14 protein-coding genes, 1 tRNA gene and 1 pseudogene are annotated in these 15965 nt (G+C 64.0%); 12 read left to right on the top strand and 4 right to left on the bottom strand.

The window, feature by feature from the left end; translation table 11 throughout:
* Positions 1-2: 2 nt before the first annotated feature.
* The 3 genes from AB4Z43_RS27485 (at position 3) to AB4Z43_RS27475 (ending at position 3190) form a co-directional block, all read left to right on the top strand.
* A complete protein-coding gene (locus tag AB4Z43_RS27485; protein WP_010912153.1) occupies positions 3-887 on the top strand; it encodes a F0F1 ATP synthase subunit gamma in 885 nt (294 codons plus the stop codon).
* 70 nt (positions 888-957) lie between these two features.
* Positions 958-2538 carry a F0F1 ATP synthase subunit beta gene (atpD, locus tag AB4Z43_RS27480; protein ID WP_032932130.1) on the top strand — a complete coding sequence of 527 codons (1581 nt, stop codon included), beginning with the start codon at positions 958-960 and terminating at the stop codon, positions 2536-2538.
* A 244-nt stretch (positions 2539-2782) separates the two neighbouring features.
* A complete protein-coding gene (locus AB4Z43_RS27475; protein ID WP_010912151.1) occupies positions 2783-3190 on the top strand; it encodes a F0F1 ATP synthase subunit epsilon in 408 nt (135 codons plus the stop codon).
* A 53-nt stretch (positions 3191-3243) separates the two neighbouring features.
* Here AB4Z43_RS27475 and AB4Z43_RS27470 read toward each other — a convergent pair whose 3' ends face one another.
* On the bottom strand, positions 3244-4743 hold the full coding sequence (locus AB4Z43_RS27470; protein ID WP_064981311.1) for a mannitol dehydrogenase family protein: 1500 nt from the start codon (positions 4741-4743) through the stop codon (positions 3244-3246).
* A gap of 138 nt (positions 4744-4881) precedes the next feature.
* On the opposite strand from AB4Z43_RS27470, the gene uxaC reads away from it, so the two are divergent.
* The 3 genes from uxaC to AB4Z43_RS27455 are packed head-to-tail and all read left to right on the top strand — an operon-like array spanning position 4882 to position 7495.
* Positions 4882-6291 (top strand): glucuronate isomerase, encoded by a 1410-nt coding sequence (gene uxaC, locus AB4Z43_RS27465; protein WP_064981310.1) that lies wholly within the window; start codon positions 4882-4884, stop codon positions 6289-6291.
* A 57-nt stretch (positions 6292-6348) separates the two neighbouring features.
* A complete protein-coding gene (kduD, locus tag AB4Z43_RS27460; RefSeq protein WP_441939755.1) occupies positions 6349-7125 on the top strand; it encodes a 2-dehydro-3-deoxy-D-gluconate 5-dehydrogenase KduD in 777 nt (258 codons plus the stop codon).
* Between the two features lie 10 nt (positions 7126-7135).
* Positions 7136-7495, top strand: coding sequence for a cupin domain-containing protein (locus tag AB4Z43_RS27455; protein ID WP_027047507.1), 360 nt, complete (start codon positions 7136-7138; stop codon positions 7493-7495).
* A 256-nt stretch (positions 7496-7751) separates the two neighbouring features.
* On the opposite strand, the pseudogene AB4Z43_RS27450 reads toward AB4Z43_RS27455, so the two are convergent.
* Positions 7752-9172: pseudogene (locus AB4Z43_RS27450) on the bottom strand (coniferyl aldehyde dehydrogenase).
* 254 nt (positions 9173-9426) lie between these two features.
* Here AB4Z43_RS27450 and recQ point away from each other — a divergent pair.
* Together recQ and AB4Z43_RS27440 are read left to right on the top strand one after the other, a co-directional pair.
* Positions 9427-11262 carry a DNA helicase RecQ gene (gene recQ / locus AB4Z43_RS27445; RefSeq protein WP_202379620.1) on the top strand — a complete coding sequence of 612 codons (1836 nt, stop codon included), beginning with the start codon at positions 9427-9429 and terminating at the stop codon, positions 11260-11262.
* 575 nt (positions 11263-11837) lie between these two features.
* A complete protein-coding gene (locus tag AB4Z43_RS27440; RefSeq protein ID WP_081295926.1) occupies positions 11838-12101 on the top strand; it encodes a PilZ domain-containing protein in 264 nt (87 codons plus the stop codon).
* Positions 12102-12209: 108 nt separating this feature from the next.
* Here AB4Z43_RS27440 and AB4Z43_RS27435 read toward each other — a convergent pair.
* Positions 12210-12299: transfer RNA gene (locus AB4Z43_RS27435), tRNA-Ser, on the bottom strand.
* 416 nt (positions 12300-12715) lie between these two features.
* Between AB4Z43_RS27435 and AB4Z43_RS27430 the strand changes: the two genes are divergently transcribed.
* The 4 genes from AB4Z43_RS27430 to AB4Z43_RS27415 all read left to right on the top strand — a co-directional run bounded on the left by AB4Z43_RS27430 (position 12716) and on the right by AB4Z43_RS27415 (position 15031).
* A complete protein-coding gene (locus tag AB4Z43_RS27430) occupies positions 12716-13387 on the top strand; it encodes a 50S ribosomal protein L21 (protein ID WP_010912121.1) in 672 nt (223 codons plus the stop codon).
* 98 nt (positions 13388-13485) lie between these two features.
* Entirely contained in the window at positions 13486-13755 is a 270-nt protein-coding gene (rpmA, locus tag AB4Z43_RS27425; RefSeq protein ID WP_010912120.1) for a 50S ribosomal protein L27, read from the top strand.
* A 118-nt stretch (positions 13756-13873) separates the two neighbouring features.
* The gene (locus tag AB4Z43_RS27420) at positions 13874-14461 is read left to right on the top strand and encodes a GNAT family N-acetyltransferase (protein ID WP_441939751.1); all 588 of its coding nucleotides are present in this window, start codon (positions 13874-13876) and stop codon (positions 14459-14461) included.
* Between the two features lie 36 nt (positions 14462-14497).
* Positions 14498-15031 (top strand): GNAT family N-acetyltransferase, encoded by a 534-nt coding sequence (locus AB4Z43_RS27415; protein WP_027047506.1) that lies wholly within the window; start codon positions 14498-14500, stop codon positions 15029-15031.
* A gap of 6 nt (positions 15032-15037) precedes the next feature.
* Here the strand turns inward: AB4Z43_RS27415 and AB4Z43_RS27410 are convergent, their stop codons facing one another.
* Positions 15038-15907 (bottom strand): endonuclease/exonuclease/phosphatase family protein, encoded by an 870-nt coding sequence (locus tag AB4Z43_RS27410; RefSeq protein ID WP_441939748.1) that lies wholly within the window; start codon positions 15905-15907, stop codon positions 15038-15040.
* Positions 15908-15965: the final 58 nt, after the last annotated feature.

Genomic DNA, 15965 nt, shown 5'->3' with positions numbered 1-15965 from the left:
GCATGCCTTCATTAAAAGACCTTCGTAACCGTATCGCCTCGGTCAAGGCGACGCAGAAGATCACCAAGGCGATGCAGATGGTCGCCGCGGCGAAGCTGCGCCGTGCGCAAGAGGCAGCGGAAGCGGCGCGCCCCTATTCGGAGCGCATGGGTTCCGTGCTGGCCAACATCACCCAGGCAATCGGCGGCGGCGGCGATGCCCCGGCGCTGATGACCGGCACCGGCAAGGACAACGTGCATCTGCTCGTCGTCTGCACCGCCGAGCGTGGCCTGTGCGGCGGCTTCAATTCGCAGATCGCCCGCCTGGCCCGCGATCATATCCGGCGGCTTCTAGCCGACGGCAAGCAGGTCAAGATCATCTGCGTCGGCAAGAAGGGTTTCGATATCCTGCGCCGCGACTATGCCTCGATGATCCTCGACCGTGTCGATCTGCGCGAGGTCAAGACACTCGGCTTCGTCAATGCCGACGCGATCGCCAAGAAGGTCATCCACCTCTTCAACGAGGGCGCCTTCGACATCTGCACGCTGTTCTATTCGCAGTTCAAATCGGTGATCAGCCAGGTCCCGACCGCGCAGCAGATCATTCCCGCCGGCGTCGCTTCGGCTCCCGCCGCGGCGGTGGATGGCGGCAATGCCGTCTACGAGTACGAGCCGGAGCCGGGCGAAATCCTCTCCGACCTCATCCCGCGCAATATTTCCGTGCAGGTTTTCCGGGCGCTGCTCGAAAACGCGGCCGGCGAAATGGGCGCCAAGATGAGCGCCATGGACAATGCGACGCGCAACGCCGGCGAGATGATCAACAAGCTGTCGATCACCTATAACCGCCAGCGGCAGGCGCAGATCACCAAGGAACTGATCGAAATCATTTCGGGCGCCGAAGCGCTCTAGGCGCGGTTCGCGGGCCATCGGCCCGCTCTAGGACCGCGTGAGAAACAAAGGACGAAAAAGGGTAAAGACGATGGCGAAAGCAGCGACCCCCAAGACGGCGGCCCCCAAGGCCGCAGCCCCCGTAAAGGCGGCCAAGGCTCCGGCAGCCGCCGCGAAGGCAGCTCCGGCAAAGACGGCGGCAGCGCCGGCCAAGGCCGCGGCGGCCAAGACTTCGGCCGTGGCCGCCAAGGCAACCGGCGTTGTCGGCAAGGTCCGCCAGGTCATCGGCGCCGTCGTCGACGTGCAGTTCGGCGATCACCTTCCGGCGATCCTGAACGCGCTCGAGACGACCAATGTCGGCAATCGTCTGGTGCTCGAAGTTGCCCAGCATCTGGGTGAAAACACCGTTCGCTGCATCGCCATGGACTCCACCGAAGGTCTGGTGCGCGGCCAGGAAGTGCGTGACACCGGTGCGCCGATCACCGTGCCGGTCGGCCCGGGCATGCTCGGCCGCATCATCAACGTCATCGGCGAGCCGGTCGACGAAGAGGGTCCGGTCGACGCGATCGAAATGCGCTCCATCCACCAGCCGGCTCCGACCTATGTCGAGCAGTCGACGGAAGCGCAGATCCTGATCACCGGCATCAAGGTGCTCGATCTGCTGGCACCCTACGCCAAGGGCGGCAAGATCGGCCTGTTCGGCGGCGCCGGCGTCGGCAAGACCGTGCTGATCCAGGAACTGATCAACAACATCGCCAAGGCGCATGGCGGCTATTCGGTGTTCGCCGGCGTCGGCGAGCGCACCCGCGAGGGCAACGATCTCTATCACGAGTTCATCGAATCCGGCGTCAACAAGAAGGGCGGCGGCGAAGGCTCCAAGGCGGCTCTCGTGTACGGCCAGATGAACGAGCCGCCGGGCGCGCGCGCCCGTGTCGGCCTGACCGGCCTGACGGTGGCTGAATATTTCCGCGACCAGGGCCAGGACGTGCTGTTCTTCGTCGACAACATCTTCCGCTTCACGCAGGCGGGTTCGGAAGTGTCGGCTCTGCTCGGCCGTATCCCGTCGGCCGTGGGCTATCAGCCGACGCTCGCCACCGACATGGGCGCGCTGCAGGAACGCATCACCACCACCACCAAGGGCTCGATCACTTCGGTGCAGGCCATCTACGTGCCCGCCGACGACTTGACCGATCCGGCACCGGCGACCTCGTTCGCCCACCTTGACGCCACGACGACGCTGAACCGCGCCATCGCCGAGAAGGGCATCTATCCGGCGGTCGATCCGCTGGACTCGACCTCGCGCATGCTCGACCCGATGGTTGTCGGTGAAGAGCACTATGCGGTTGCCCGCCAGGTGCAGTCGATCCTCCAGCGCTACAAGTCGCTGCAGGACATCATCGCCATCCTGGGCATGGACGAGCTGTCGGAAGAGGACAAGCAGACCGTGGCCCGCGCCCGCAAGATCGAGCGCTTCCTGTCGCAGCCTTTCTTCGTCGCCGAAGTATTCACCGGCGCGCCGGGCAAGCTCGTCGACCTCGCCGACACCATCAAGGGCTTCAAGGGCCTCTGCAACGGCGACTACGATCACCTTCCGGAAGCTGCCTTCTACATGGTCGGCGGCATCGAGGAAGCGGTCGAGAAGGCACAGCGCCTGGCGGCCGAAGCGGCCTGATGAAAGATGGAGGACCCGAATACGCTCAAGGCGATCGGGTCCGGTTACTTCGACTCAGCGATGAGTTTCTTTCTGGTCTTCCAGAAGAGGACGTCGCAGAGCTAAACACCCTCATCGGTCGGGAGTGGACTGTGGAGGAGTGGCACGAGGAACTCGGTCAGTTGGAGATCTCCAACGCTCTGAGCCAATCGGCAACCATACATTTTGCGTGGGTGCCGCCCGAATGGGTTGAACGGATACGATAATGGCTGAAGCTTTCAAATTCGAACTGGTCTCGCCGGAACGCCTGCTGGTTTCCGAGCAGGTCGAATCCGTCGTCATTCCGGGCGCCGAAGGCGAGATGACCGTGATGGCGCATCACGCGCCGGTCATGACCACGATCAAGCCGGGTGTCGTCACGGTGAAGACCGCCTCGGGCGGCGAAGAACGCTATGTCGTGTTCGGCGGTTTCGCCGACATCGTCCCAGCCGGCTGTACGCTGCTGGCGGAATCAGCTGTCGCGGTGAAAGATGTCGACCGGGCCGATCTCGCCCGCCGCATCCAGGAAGCCAAGGAAGATGCAGCCGACGCCAAGGACGACCAGGCGCGCAGCAAGGCCGAGCAGTTCCTCAGCCAGCTGACCACGCTGGAAGGCGCGATTCTTCCGGCCTGAAATCCGCATCAGATGACTTGATGAAAAGCGGGGCTTTGCCTCGCTTTTTTCGTTTAGATGCCCAAGGCGGCGAAGGCCAGAATCGGACCGTCCCGCCGCAAATGCACCAGATGCACCGCCGTGAGCTCGATCAACGTCTGGCGTTCGGCGTGATCCCTGGCAAAGCCGGCCAGGTCGAACACGGCCGTTACGGTTTCGTTCGCCGGCAATTGCTGGTCCAAAAGTGCCGTCAGCGCCGCATCGAGCGGATCGGTGAAATGGTTTTCGGGCAAGGTTTTTCCGCGCGCGGCGCAGGCGGCGATCCAGGCCGCCACCACCAGCGTGAGATGCACGAACTCGGTGCCGGCTTCGAGGCACTCGATGGCGGAAGCGATGATGCGCTGCGGCAGTTTCTGGCTGCCATCATTGGCGATCTGCGCCGTGCGGTGGGCGAGCGCGGTGTTTGAAAAACGCTCGGCAAGCTCGGCTGTGTAGGTCGCCGTATCCAGTCCGGCATCTTCAGGCAATGTCGGGATGGCCTCGGCCCAGAGCCCGTCGACAAATCGCCGGATCGCCGGATCGGCGAAAGCGCGGTCGACGGTGGCATGGCCGCTGAGCAGGCCGAGATAGGCGATGCCTGAATGCGCGCCGTTGAGCAGCCTGAGCTTCATGTCCTCGAAGGGGCCGACATCGCCGACCATGGTGACGCCGAACTTTTCCCAGTCCGGCCTGCCGGCGGAGAAATTGTCTTCGACCACCCATTGGCGGAATGGCTCGGTCATCACCGGCCAAGCATCGTCGACACCGAGTTCGCCGGCAATGCGTGTCCGGTCGGCGTCGGTGGTTGCCGGTACGATGCGATCGACCATGCTCGACGGGAAGGCGACCTGGTTTGCGATATGGTCGGCGATTCCGGTGTCGCCTGCTGCGGAGAGGCTGCCGTCGCGCAACGCAGCGAATTCGGTCAGCAGCCGGTGCAGCGTGGCGCCGTTGGCAGGCAGGTTGTCGCAGCACAGCACGGTGAAGGGCGGGGTGCCGGCGGCCAGTCTGCGGGTAAGCGCCTCGGCGAGGAAGCCATGCGCCGTCCTCGGCATTTGCGGATTGGCCAGATCGTGGATGATGTCGGGATGGGCGGTGTCCAATCCGCCGCCCGCGGCCCTGAGATAGGCTTTTTCGGTGATGGTCAGCGTGACGATGCGGGTGCGCGGATCGGTCAGCGCGGCCAGCACAGCGCCCGGATCTTCCGGCGCCACCAGCATCGACTGGATAGAGCCGATGACGCGCAACTCCTCCTCGCCACTGCTGCGGATCGCCAGCGTGTAGAGCCCGTCCTGCGGCGACAGCGCGTCGCGCGTATCGGGGCTGCGCAAGGAGACGCCGACGATGCCCCAGCCCGTTTCGCCCGCCGCCATGCACTCGTCGACATAGGCGGCCTGATGGGCGCGATGGAAGGCGCCGACGCCGAGATGCACGATGCCTCGAGCAACGCGGCCGCGGTCATAAGCAGGGATTTTGGTCCCGGCGGGCAGCTTGTGGAGCGTGGCGTCGGATAGATGGCTTCTGGTCATCAGCATACCGGGGCTGGGGGCTGTGGATGACAGGCGGGGTAACACCTGTTCGAGCCTGCCGCAAGGATGCCGCTTTGCCGACGCACATTGACATCGCCTAGGCCCGAACGTACCGGTATCCAGACTGGAGGAGCCGCTTTCCCCATGGTCGCGCTGACCGATCCGGACCTGCTGTTTCCGCCCGAAGCGCATTCGCGCTCGCTTGCCCGCGGCCTTTACGCCGGCATCAAGGACCTTCCCATCGTCAGCCCGCACGGCCACACCGATCCGCGCTGGTATGCGCTGAACGAGCCGTTCCCGGATCCAGCGCAACTGCTCATCGTGCCCGACCACTACATCTTCCGCATGCTGTTCAGCCAGGGCGTGCGGCTGGAGGATCTCGGCGTGGCCAGCCTGGATGGCGCGCCGGTGGAGACCGACGGCAGGACGATCTGGCGGCGCTTTGCCGAGCACTATTACCTGTTTCGCGCCACGCCGACCCGGCTGTGGTTCGACCATGTGCTGGCGCATCTGTTCGGCATCGAAGACCCGCTGGATGCCACGACGGCCGACCGCCACTACGACACGATCGCGACGGTGCTGCAGTGGGAAAATTTCCGCCCGCGCGCCCTGTTCGAGCGCTTCAACATCGAGGTCATCGCCACGACCGAAGGCGCGCTCGACGATCTCAAATGGCATAAGATGATCCGCGACAGCGGCTGGGAAGGCCGCGTCGTCACCGCCTATCGGCCGGACGCGGTCATCGACCCCGATTTCGAAGGCTTTTCGGCCAATCTCGACCGGCTTGGCGAGATCACCGGCTGCGACACCGGCGGCTGGGCCGGCTATCTCGACGCGCATCGGCAGCGGCGCGCCTTCTTCAAGGATTATGGCGCGACCTCGTCGGATCATGGCCACCCGACGGCGGAGACCGCCAATCTTTCCGACGCGGCGGCGCAGGAGCTGTTCAACCGCATCCGCCGCGGCTCGGAGGATGAGCGCGAGCGCAAACTGTTCCGCGCCCAGATGCTGACCGAGATGGCCAAGATGAGCCGGGATGACGGGCTGGTGCTGCAGATCCATCCCGGTTCCTGGCGCAATCATTCGCCTTCTGTCTTCCAGAGGTTCGGCCGCGACAAGGGTTTCGATATCCCGATGCGGACCGACTATGTGACGGCGCTGAAGCCGCTGCTCGATTGCGTCGGGCTGGAGCGTGACCTGACGGTTATTCTCTTCACGCTCGACGAAAGCAGTTACGCGCGCGAGCTGGCGCCGCTGGCCGGTGTCTACCCGGCGCTGAAGCTTGGCCCCGCCTGGTGGTTCCATGACAGTCCGGAAGGCATGCGCCGGTTTCGCGAGATGACGACGGAAACGGCCGGCTTCTACAACACTGTCGGCTTCAACGACGACACCCGTGCCTTTCCCTCGATCCCGGCCCGCCACGACGTGGCGCGGCGAGTCGACTGCGCTTTCCTTGCGCGCCTCGTCGCCGAGCATCGGCTGCGCGAGGACGAGGCGCATGAGCTGGCACGGGAATTGGCCTATACGCTGGCGAAGAAGGCGTACCGGCTTTGATGGCGGCGGCCCAATATCCCAACGGCGCCGGTGGTTGGATCAGCGTGACAGGCTGATATGAACAGCACCGGCATCGATCTCTCCGCCTTCAGCCTGGCCGGCAAGCGCATCCTGGTCACCGGCGCCAACACCGGCATCGGACAAGGCATCGTCCTCTCGATCGCGCGCGCCGGCGGCGCGGTGGTCGGCGTCGGTCGTTCGTCGATGGACGATACGGCGAGCAAGGTCGCGGCCATCGGTGCCAGGTTCGAGGCGGTGAGCGCCGACCTTGCCGACACGGCGGCCGCCGGTCCGATGCTGGATCGGGTCTGGGACGAAAGCGGGCCGCTGGACGGGCTGGTCAACAATGCCGGGATCATCCGGCGCGCCGATGCCGTCGATCTGACCGAGACCGACTGGGACGACGTCCTGGACGTCAATTTGAAGACGGTCTTTCTGCTTTGCCAGTCCTTCGCCAGGCGCGCGCTTGCCCAAGGTCGCCGGGGCAAGATCGTCAACATCGCTTCGGTGCTGAGTTTCCAGGGCGGCATCCGCGTCGCCTCCTACACCGCCACCAAGCATGGCGTGCTCGGCATCACCCGGCTGCTCGCCTGCGAATGGGCGGCCAAGGGCATCAACGTCAACGCCATCGCGCCGGGCTATGTCGAGACCAACAACACGCAGGCGCTGCGCGCGGACCCCGACCGCAGTGCCGCCATTGTCGGGCGCATTCCGGCGGGGCGGTGGGGCGAGCCGTCGGACATTGGCGATGCCGCCGTCTTCCTGCTGGCACGGGCTTCCGACTATATGCACGGCGCGGCGGTGCCGGTGGATGGCGGCTGGCTGGCGCGATGAGGAGAGGACGATGACGAAGCCCAAGATCTTCGCGCATGCCGATGAGGGCGCCTGGACTCCGACGCCAGACGGCAACAGGCGGCGCGTTCTCCTCTCCACCGATGAGCTGATGCTGGTCGAATTCGGCTTCGACAAGGGCGGCGTCGGTGCCTTGCATTCGCACCCGCATGTCCAGTCAAGCTATGTCGCCGAAGGCCGTTTCGAGGTGACCATCGACGGGAGCACGGCGATCCTTGAAGCCGGCGGCAGCTTCATCGTGCCGTCCGGCCTGGTGCACGGCGTCAAGGCGCTGGAAGCGGGACGGCTGGTCGATAGCTTTACGCCGCACCGTGCCGATTTTCTTGCTATAAATCAAATAGATAGCCCGTGATGTCGTCCGAAGCCGCTTCACACTTTTCGGCATCATGCTTTGGCCGATGATTTGCCTAGCCAAGACTGGACGATCGAGTGCGGGCGAATGACCCGCGCCCCAAAAGAGGCGCGGGTTGTTGCCTGGGCGCTTGTGGCGCCGCGGTACTCAAGACATGACCGCAGGATGTGAAGCCTGCCGCATCGTGGTGAAGATAAGCTTAATGCGCCGTACAACCGATGGCTGTCCCAGAGCGGTTCCTGGAATTGCTCTGGGGTCAGGTGATGTGCCGGAGCAGGCCGAAAAGCCGCTCGAACGTCTTGCCGTAGGGCGGGCGCAGCAGGGCGCCGGCGCTCAGGCGCGACTGCAGGAAAACCGGCTTCTCCTTGCTGAAGGTGCGGAACCCCCATTCGCCGTGATAGGCGCCCATGCCGCTGGCGCCGACGCCGCCGAAAGGCTGGTTCTCCTGCACCAGATGCAGCATGCAGTCGTTGATGGTGACGCCGCCGGCGGCGGTCTCGCGCAGGATGCGCTGGCGGTTGGTGCTGTCCTTGCCGAACCAGTAGAGCGCCAACGGCCGGTCGGCCTGGTTCACATAGCTGATCGCCTCGTCGATGGCGGCGTATTCGACGATCGGCAGCACCGGACCGAAAATCTCCTCGCGCATCAGCCGCAAATCCGGGCCGGCATTGCTGACCAGGGTCGGCAAAAGCTTGCGGCTCGTGGCGCCGAAGTCTTCGCCGGCCGGGTTGATTTCGACGACATCGGCACCGGCATCGCGGGCTTCCGCGATCATGGCGCGCAGGCGTTGAAAATGGCGGTCGCTGATGATGGCGGTATAGTCGGGGTTGTCGCGCAAGGTGGGATAGAGCCGCGCCACCGCCGCAGCGAGCTTGGCGGCGACCGTGCCGGACTGTCCCTTGGGCACCAGCAGATAGTCCGGCGCGATGCAGGTCTGCCCGGCATTGAGCAGCTTGCCATAGGCGATGCTGGCCGTTGCCGCATCGAGATCGCAGGAGGGATCGAAGATCGCCGGCGACTTGCCGCCGAGTTCGAGCGTGACCGGGGTCAGGTTGGCGGCGGCGGCGACCGCGACCTGTCGGCCGACCGCGGTCGAGCCGGTGAACAGCAGGTGATCGAACGGCATCGAGACGAAAGCCTTGCCCATCTCGGCATCGCCGGTGATGACGCTCAACTCGTCGGGCGAAAAATGTTCGCTGGCCAGTCCGGCGAGCAGCGCCGAGAAGGCCGGCGTCAGTCGGACGGCTTGACCAGCACGCGGTTGCCGGCGGCGAGCGCTGCCGTGACCGGCGCGACGGCAAGCTGGAAGGGGTAATTCCACGGCGAGACGATACCGACGACACCAAGCGGTTGCGGCAGGAGGCGATTGCGGCCCGGCAGGAACGGCAAGGTGGTGGCGATACGACGCTCGCGCATCCAGCCGCTCAGATGAGACAGTGTGTGGCGGATGCCGGCGCGCACGACAAACAGTTCTGCAAGGCGCGTCTCATGCGCCGAGCGGCCGCCGAAGTCGGCGTCGATCGCGGCGCAAATGTCGGCCTCATGCCGCTCGGTCAGGGCCAACAGGCGCTTCAGGCGGTCTTTCCGAACACTTAGATCCGGAAAGGGCTGCTTTTCGAAGGCGGCGCGTTGCAGCTGGAACCGTTCGCCCAGGACATCCTGTCTCACCTGCAGCATCGCGCCCTCCCTGGCTCGTCCGACCAAGCTTACATCCTGGCGCGTGAAGGAATCCAGCAGGGTGCGGGTGTCGCAGGGGAAGGTGTGCCTTCGCCAGCCGCTGCCAATCAGTCCGCCGTCAACATGGGATGACTGTTCCGGTTGTGTTCCGAGGGCGGCTGCGCTACTCCAAAGCGTCACGCGGAGAGCATCTTGATCGATTCCCACATCCTCTCCCATCCCCGAAAAATCGCTTCCCGTCCGGTGTCCGCCTGATGTCGGCACAGTCAGCGAGTGTTCGGGCGGAGGATCCCAAGCAGCGCGTCCTGAAGGACGTGTTCGGCTTCGACGATTTCCGCCCCGGCCAGGCAGATGTCATGGACGCGCTGCTCGGCGGGCGCCATGTGCTGGCCGTCATGCCGACGGGTGCGGGCAAATCGCTCTGCTACCAGGTGCCGGCGCTGGTCATGGGTGGGCTCACCCTGGTCGTGTCGCCGCTGGTGGCGCTGATGCAGGATCAGGTCGCGGCCTTGCGGCTGGCGGGCGTTGGCGCCGATACGATCAATTCCTCGCTCGACCGGGAGGCCAATGTCGCCGCCTGGCGACGCGTGGCATCAGGCCAGACGCGGCTGCTCTATCTGGCGCCGGAACGGCTGATGACCGAGCGCATGCTCGAGGCGCTTTCCAGGCTCGAAATCAGCCTGATCGCCATCGACGAGGCGCATTGCATCTCGCAATGGGGTCCGGCGTTCCGGCCTGAGTATGAGGATTTGTCGCGCCTGCGCCACATCTTCCCCAACGTGCCGATCATCGCGGTGACGGCGACGGCGGACGAGAGCACGCGCAGCGATATCGAGGCGCGGCTGTTCGCCGAGCGGGTCGAAACGCTGGTGCTGGGTTTCGACCGGCCAAACATCAAGCTCGCGATCGAATCCAAACAGGACAGCAAGCGGCAATTGCTGCGTTTCATCGAGCGTCACCCGGGCAAGAGCGGCATCGTCTACTGCCTTTCGCGCAAGAAGACGGAGGAGATGGCGGCCTTCCTCGAGAAGAACGGCGTCACCGCGCTCGCCTATCACGCCGGCATGAGCAAGGACGCGCGCGAGGCCAATCAGAACGCCTTCATGACGCTGTCCGGCGTCGTCATGGTGGCAACCATCGCCTTCGGCATGGGCATCGACAAGCCCGACGTCGCCTATGTCTTCCACACCGACATGCCGGGCAGCCTGGAGGCCTATTATCAGGAGATCGGCCGTGCCGGCCGTGACGGGCGCAAGGCCGAGGCGCATATGCTGTATGGGCTTGGCGACATCCGCATGCGGCGGCTGTTCATCGACGACGAGGATGCTGCGGTCGAGCACAAGAAGCGCGCGCATCGCCGGCTCGACACCCTGATCGGCTATTGCGAGACTGCGCAGTGCCGCCGCCAGGTGCTGCTTGGCTATTTCGGAGAAGAAGCCGAGCCCTGCGGCAATTGTGACAACTGCCTCGAGCTGGTGCCGCGCGCCGATGGCGGCGCGGAAGCACGCATCATCCTGGCCGCGGTCGCGCAGAGCGGCGAGCGCTTCGGCGCCGCCCATGTCATCGATATCCTGCTCGGCCATGAGACCGAGAAGATCGTGGCCCGCGGTCACCAGAAGCTTGCCAGCTTCGGCAGCGGCGCGGCGCACAAGAAGGATCTCTGGCAATCGCTGATCCGGCAGCTCGTCGCCGGCGGTTTCCTCGAGCCGGATCCGAGCGGTCATGGCGGCCTCGCCATCGCCGAGAAAGGCCATGCGCTCGGCCGTGGCGAGATCCCGTTCCACTATCGTGTCGAGATGCGCAGCCGCGCCTTGCGCAAGATGCGAGCCGCGGAGGGTTCGGGTGCCGAAGGCGTCGATGCTTCGCTGCTGGCGACGCTCAAATCCCTGCGGCTGCGCCTCGCCAAGGAACGCCAGGTGCCGGCCTATGTGGTGTTCTCCGACCGCACGCTGATCGACATGGCCGAACGCCGCCCGCGCGACCTCGACGCCTTTGCCGAGGTCAATGGCGTGGGAGGGGCCAAGCTCAAGGAGTTCGGGGAGATTTTTCTGAAGGCGATTGCCGCGCACCGGTCCGAAGGATCGGTCTGAAAGCCCTAACCAGATCCTGCAGCAATCGTCACATCTGGATCGACGCCATCGACGGTCAGGCGGGCGTTTGCCCCTCAATTCGCCTTCCGCACATCGCGCCCAAAAAGCTAGATCAACCCGCCGCTACCGTGAATGAGCGGCGGGATTTTGTGTTGGAACTTTAGTTAGAAAGCGGCCCAGCATCGTGTTAGCTAAAATACAAGGAATCAAACCAGCGTGAATGCTTTGACGGCTTGCGCAAAGCAACCAACCCCTCCGCCGCTCGTTGACCTAAGCTGGGATGATCCCTGGCCACCTCTTGGCCCGCCCTTGGTCCCCATTCCGGGCGGGCTCTTTTTGCCTATTGGGCGCCAGCATTTCGATGCCGGGCAAGAACGCATCCTCAGCTCGTCCCTTGCTTTTTCGAGGAAGGTCGCCGCCGTGCAGTTGCCGGGGAGACCAAATACCTTCGTCGCGACCGCTCGACCTCGCGTCGCAATAAAAGTTTCGGAACCATTTTAGTGTATGCTAATTGAATCGCGATTGTCGCGGCCAGTTTATGCGTTTCGCCACAAGATTTCGGGAGGAATGAAAAGGTGAGCGGCAAACCCGATGATCCACCAATCGAACGACGCTCACTTCCCCGGGCGGCCGTTCTAAAGGATGGAACCATCATCACGGAGGACACGACGATCGCTTGCTCCGTCAGAAATCAGCACGCTCATGGTGCGGAGCTACGGGTGGAGCCGGGCGTGGTTGTTCCCGAGCGGTTCGTCCTGTACGTCCCTGCGGATGGTGTCGAATATCGTGCGGTGGTGCGATGGAGGAAGAACGAGCGGCTTGGCGTACAGATCCATTGAAACAGGACGCCATTGACTGATCGGACGACGGAACCCAGGCAACTGGCCGAATTTATCGCGTCATCAGCACTCGCGGAGTGCGCGATCCTCGATGCGATTGGTCATTAGTGGCGGAGAGGGAGGGATTCGAACCCCCGATGGGCTTGCACCCATGCCGCATTTCGAGTGCGGTGCATTCGACCACTCTGCCACCTCTCCGCGGTCATGGTCGGCCGTTGCCGGCGCGGCGCACTAGATAACGGCTGAACGGGCAGGTTACAAGGCCAAATCCACCGATATTTGGCTTGTCATCCGGCCTGCCGGGCAAGCAGCTGAAACAGGGCAGGTCTTTGCGGTCGAACCCACGCGGTTTCACGGGCCAACCACGCATACCCGCCGCCAGGTGAAGGCAACGCCGGTCGGTCAAGTCGACATGCCTGGTCTTTGCCGGCCATTGACCTCCCCGGCAACGGCTGTTGCCTTGACTCCCACGCAACCTTCGGTTAGGGACAGCGCGCAATCGGCGTGGAGGGTTCTTCCGCGCCGCTTGTTTTTTGAACCCGCAGACTGACAAAAAGACGGCCGAACCGCCTCAGGCGGTTCATCGAGGCCGACCGAACAGCGAAAGGCAAAAAATGTTCGCAGTCATTAAAACGGGCGGTAAGCAGTATCGCGTTGCCGCCAACGATCTCCTCAAGATCGAAAAAGTCGAAGCCAATGTCGGCGATATCGTCGAGATCGGCCACGTGCTCGCGCATGGCGAGGGCGAGAATGTGACGTTCGGTGCGCCGTTCGTCGATGGCGCTCTGGTCACCGCCGAAGTCGTCGAGCAGGGCAAGAACCGCACGGTCATCGCTTTCAAGAAGCGCCGCCGTCAGAATTCGCGCCGCAAGATCGGCCATCGCCAGCTTTTGACCACCGTGCGGATCTCCGAGATCCTGCTGGGTGGCGCGAAGCCCGCCAAGAAGGCCGCCGTGAAGGCGGAAGCCAAGGCCGAGGTTGCTGCCGAGGCTGCGCCGAAGGAGGCCAAGGCCAAGAAGGAAGCTGCCCCCAAGGCAGACGTGACGGCCGAGACCGCCGCCGCGCCGCTGTTCAAGGCGCCGAAGGGCGAGCCGGACGACCTGACCGTGATCAAGGGCATCGGCCCGGTCGCCGCCAAGGATCTCAACGAGCAGGGCATCATCACCTTCGCGCAGCTCGCCAAGCTGACCGACAAGGATGTCGCCAAGATCGACGAGCACATGCCGTTCAGCGCCGACCAGATCAAGGACTGGCGCGAACAGGCCAAGGAACTGGCGAAGAAGTAATTTTTCCGGCGAAACATCCGCCGGATCGGACTTGAAACGGAACGCGAACGCGTTCATAAGGCCTTTTAGGCGCCTTGCGGCGCAACGGAGTTAGTTAGATGGCACACAAGAAAGCTGGCGGCTCGTCGCGCAACGGTCGCGACTCGCATTCCAAGCGTCTGGGCGTGAAGAAGTTCGGCGGCGAAGCCGTCATCCCGGGCAACATCATCATTCGTCAACGCGGCACCACCTGGCATCCCGGCGTCAATGTCGGCATGGGCACGGACCATACGCTTTTTGCGCTCGAATCCGGCGCAGTCACCTTCAACAAAAAAGCCAACGGCCGAACCTACGTATCGGTCAACCCGATTACCAAAGCCGCGGAGTAGCCGGTTCCGCACTAGAACACCGGCGCCCATCTCGGGAACCGGTGTCTGGCAATGCCAGGAAAAGGATCAGGGGAGATGGGTTTTCCATCTCCCCTTTTTTCTTGCCTGGAGGACTAAAATGGTTGCCGAAGCGGAAGACTCAGAAGACGAAAGTTACGCGATAGACTGCCCGGTGCTGGTCACCGAGCGGCTGGTGATGCGGGCGCCGCGCGAGAGCGACATCGCGCAACTGGTCGAGCTTGCCGACAACCGTCATGTCGCCGAAATGCTGGCACGCATGCCGCACCCCTATGGCGAGGCCGAGGCCCGCGCTTTCCTGGCCATGACACGGTCGCGCCGCGCTGGCATCGCCTATGCCTTGACGCTGGCCGGCACCGACACTTTCGTCGGCTGCGCGGGGCTCAACACCACCGATCGCGGGCTGGAGCTCGGCTACTGGATCGGCGAACCCTACTGGAAGCGCGGCTATGCGACGGAAGCCGCCCACGCGCTGGTCGACATCGCCTTCCAGAAGACATCGGTCCAGGTGCTGCATGCCTCGACGCGGGTCATCAATCCGGCCTCGCGCCGGGTGATCCACAAGTGCGGCTTCCAGTATGCCGGCCAGGGCATGCTGAACTCGATCGTCGCCGGCCAGGTGCCTGTCGAGCGCTACAGGCTCGGCAGGAAGACGTGGATCAGCCTGCGCAACTGGGTGCATTTTTGATGGATGGCGCTTTGATGGATGGCGCCGGGCAAGCCAATGGCCGATGACAGCAACGATATTGAAACGATCGCGATCGCGCCGATAACGCCGGGTCGCATCGAAAGCTTTCATCGCGCGCTTGATCTCGTTGCGCGTGAGCGGAAGTACCTGTCCTTCCTCGAGGCGCCGCCACTCGACCAAACCCGGCGATTCGTGTTGGACCGTATCGTGGCCGGCGATCCAGGTTTCGTCGCCGTTGTTCACGGCGAGGTGGTCGGCTGGTGCGATATCTCACGCCATGACCGGCTCATCCATGCGCATCGTGGCAGCCTCGGAATGGGGATTGTTGCCTCCCATCGCGGGCGTGGCCTCGGACTGCGGCTTATCAATGCCACCCTGGCGCAGGCACGCAAGGTCGGCTTTGCCCGCGTCGAGCTGTCCGTACATGCCGACAATGCCCGTGCAATCGCCCTTTACGACAAGGTGGGGTTTGTCAGGGAGGGTGTGCAGCGCGACGCTATCCGTATCGACGGGCACTACGGCGATACGATCATGATGGCGATCGTTGAACGCGAAAACGCAGCCGGATGAGGTGCGTCAGCCCAGCTCGGCCCACACCGGCAGGTGGTCCGAACCGGTTGCCTGGTGGTCGACCCACAGGCGCTTCAGCGATCTGGCAAGCGAGGCGCTGGTGAAGACGTAGTCGATGCGCTTGTGGCGGCTGGTGTTCGCCGGGTCCTTGGGGTCGACCCAACTGGCGAGATCGTCGCCGGCGACGTTGAGGCGCACGGCGGCGTCGACGGCGAAGTCGGCGGTCAGCGGCATACCGAACTGGTGATCCGGCCGGCCGGCCAGTTCGACATATTCGGGCGAGCCTGCCAGCATGTTGAAATCGCCCATGGCGACAAAGGCCTCGGGGTGCGGCAATTCCGGCAGTCCGATCTCGGCGACGCCGGACAGCGCGCCGCCTTCGAGCGCGTAGTTCAAAAGGCGCCGGCGCAGGAACTGGATCTGGCTCGCGCGTTCGACCGGGCTACGGTGATCGAGATGGATGGAATAGAAGCGTATAAAGCCAAGCGGCGTCTCGATCAGCGCTTCCAGCGCGCCGCGCTGGAAGTTCATCATCTCGAAGCTGCGGCTGCGCGGCAAAAGCAGGTTGCGCGACAGATGAATGGGCGTCTTCGACAGCATCATGTTGCCGAGCTGGAAGGTTGTGGTGATGGCGCGGCCGTTGTCGATGCGCGAGCCGATATTGGCCTCGAAATTGCTGCCATAGACGGCGAAATAGTCCGGCAGCGCCTCGCCGATCTCGGCGACCATGTCGCGCCCGCCGTTCCTCGGATTGTTGCGGGTGACCTCCTGCAGCGCGATCACATCGGCGCCGCGCACCGCGTCGGCAATGCGCGCGACATCGTATTGCCGATCAAGGCCGATGCCGTATTGGATGTTGTAGGTTACAAGCTTCATGCCAACATGTCTCCGGCCGACCCCAAGCGGCCATTGTCACAAAACGGTCTCGCCCTTG

It is taken from the genome of Mesorhizobium sp. 2RAF45 (genome assembly GCF_052115225.1).
In the GTDB taxonomy this organism is placed as follows: domain Bacteria; phylum Pseudomonadota; class Alphaproteobacteria; order Rhizobiales; family Rhizobiaceae; genus Mesorhizobium; species Mesorhizobium jarvisii.
Note: the sequence above shows the minus strand (reverse complement) of the source record. Positions and strands in the feature narration are given on the sequence as shown.

Excerpts from the sequence above, each read along its gene's own strand:
- AB4Z43_RS27485 (WP_010912153.1), top strand. The coding sequence starts at position 3 with ATGCCTTCATTAAAAGACCTTCGTAACCGTATCGCCTCGGTCAAGGCG.
- atpD (WP_032932130.1), top strand. The coding sequence starts at position 958 with ATGGCGAAAGCAGCGACCCCCAAGACGGCGGCCCCCAAGGCCGCAGCC.
- AB4Z43_RS27475 (WP_010912151.1), top strand. The coding sequence starts at position 2,783 with ATGGCTGAAGCTTTCAAATTCGAACTGGTCTCGCCGGAACGCCTGCTG.
- AB4Z43_RS27470 (WP_064981311.1), bottom strand. The coding sequence starts at position 4,743 with ATGCTGATGACCAGAAGCCATCTATCCGACGCCACGCTCCACAAGCTG.
- uxaC (WP_064981310.1), top strand. The coding sequence starts at position 4,882 with ATGGTCGCGCTGACCGATCCGGACCTGCTGTTTCCGCCCGAAGCGCAT.
- kduD (WP_441939755.1), top strand. The coding sequence starts at position 6,349 with ATGAACAGCACCGGCATCGATCTCTCCGCCTTCAGCCTGGCCGGCAAG.
- AB4Z43_RS27455 (WP_027047507.1), top strand. The coding sequence starts at position 7,136 with ATGACGAAGCCCAAGATCTTCGCGCATGCCGATGAGGGCGCCTGGACT.
- recQ (WP_202379620.1), top strand. The coding sequence starts at position 9,427 with ATGTCGGCACAGTCAGCGAGTGTTCGGGCGGAGGATCCCAAGCAGCGC.
- AB4Z43_RS27430 (WP_010912121.1), top strand. The coding sequence starts at position 12,716 with ATGTTCGCAGTCATTAAAACGGGCGGTAAGCAGTATCGCGTTGCCGCC.
- rpmA (WP_010912120.1), top strand. The coding sequence starts at position 13,486 with ATGGCACACAAGAAAGCTGGCGGCTCGTCGCGCAACGGTCGCGACTCG.
- AB4Z43_RS27420 (WP_441939751.1), top strand. The coding sequence starts at position 13,874 with ATGGTTGCCGAAGCGGAAGACTCAGAAGACGAAAGTTACGCGATAGAC.
- AB4Z43_RS27415 (WP_027047506.1), top strand. The coding sequence starts at position 14,498 with ATGGCCGATGACAGCAACGATATTGAAACGATCGCGATCGCGCCGATA.
- AB4Z43_RS27410 (WP_441939748.1), bottom strand. The coding sequence starts at position 15,907 with ATGAAGCTTGTAACCTACAACATCCAATACGGCATCGGCCTTGATCGG.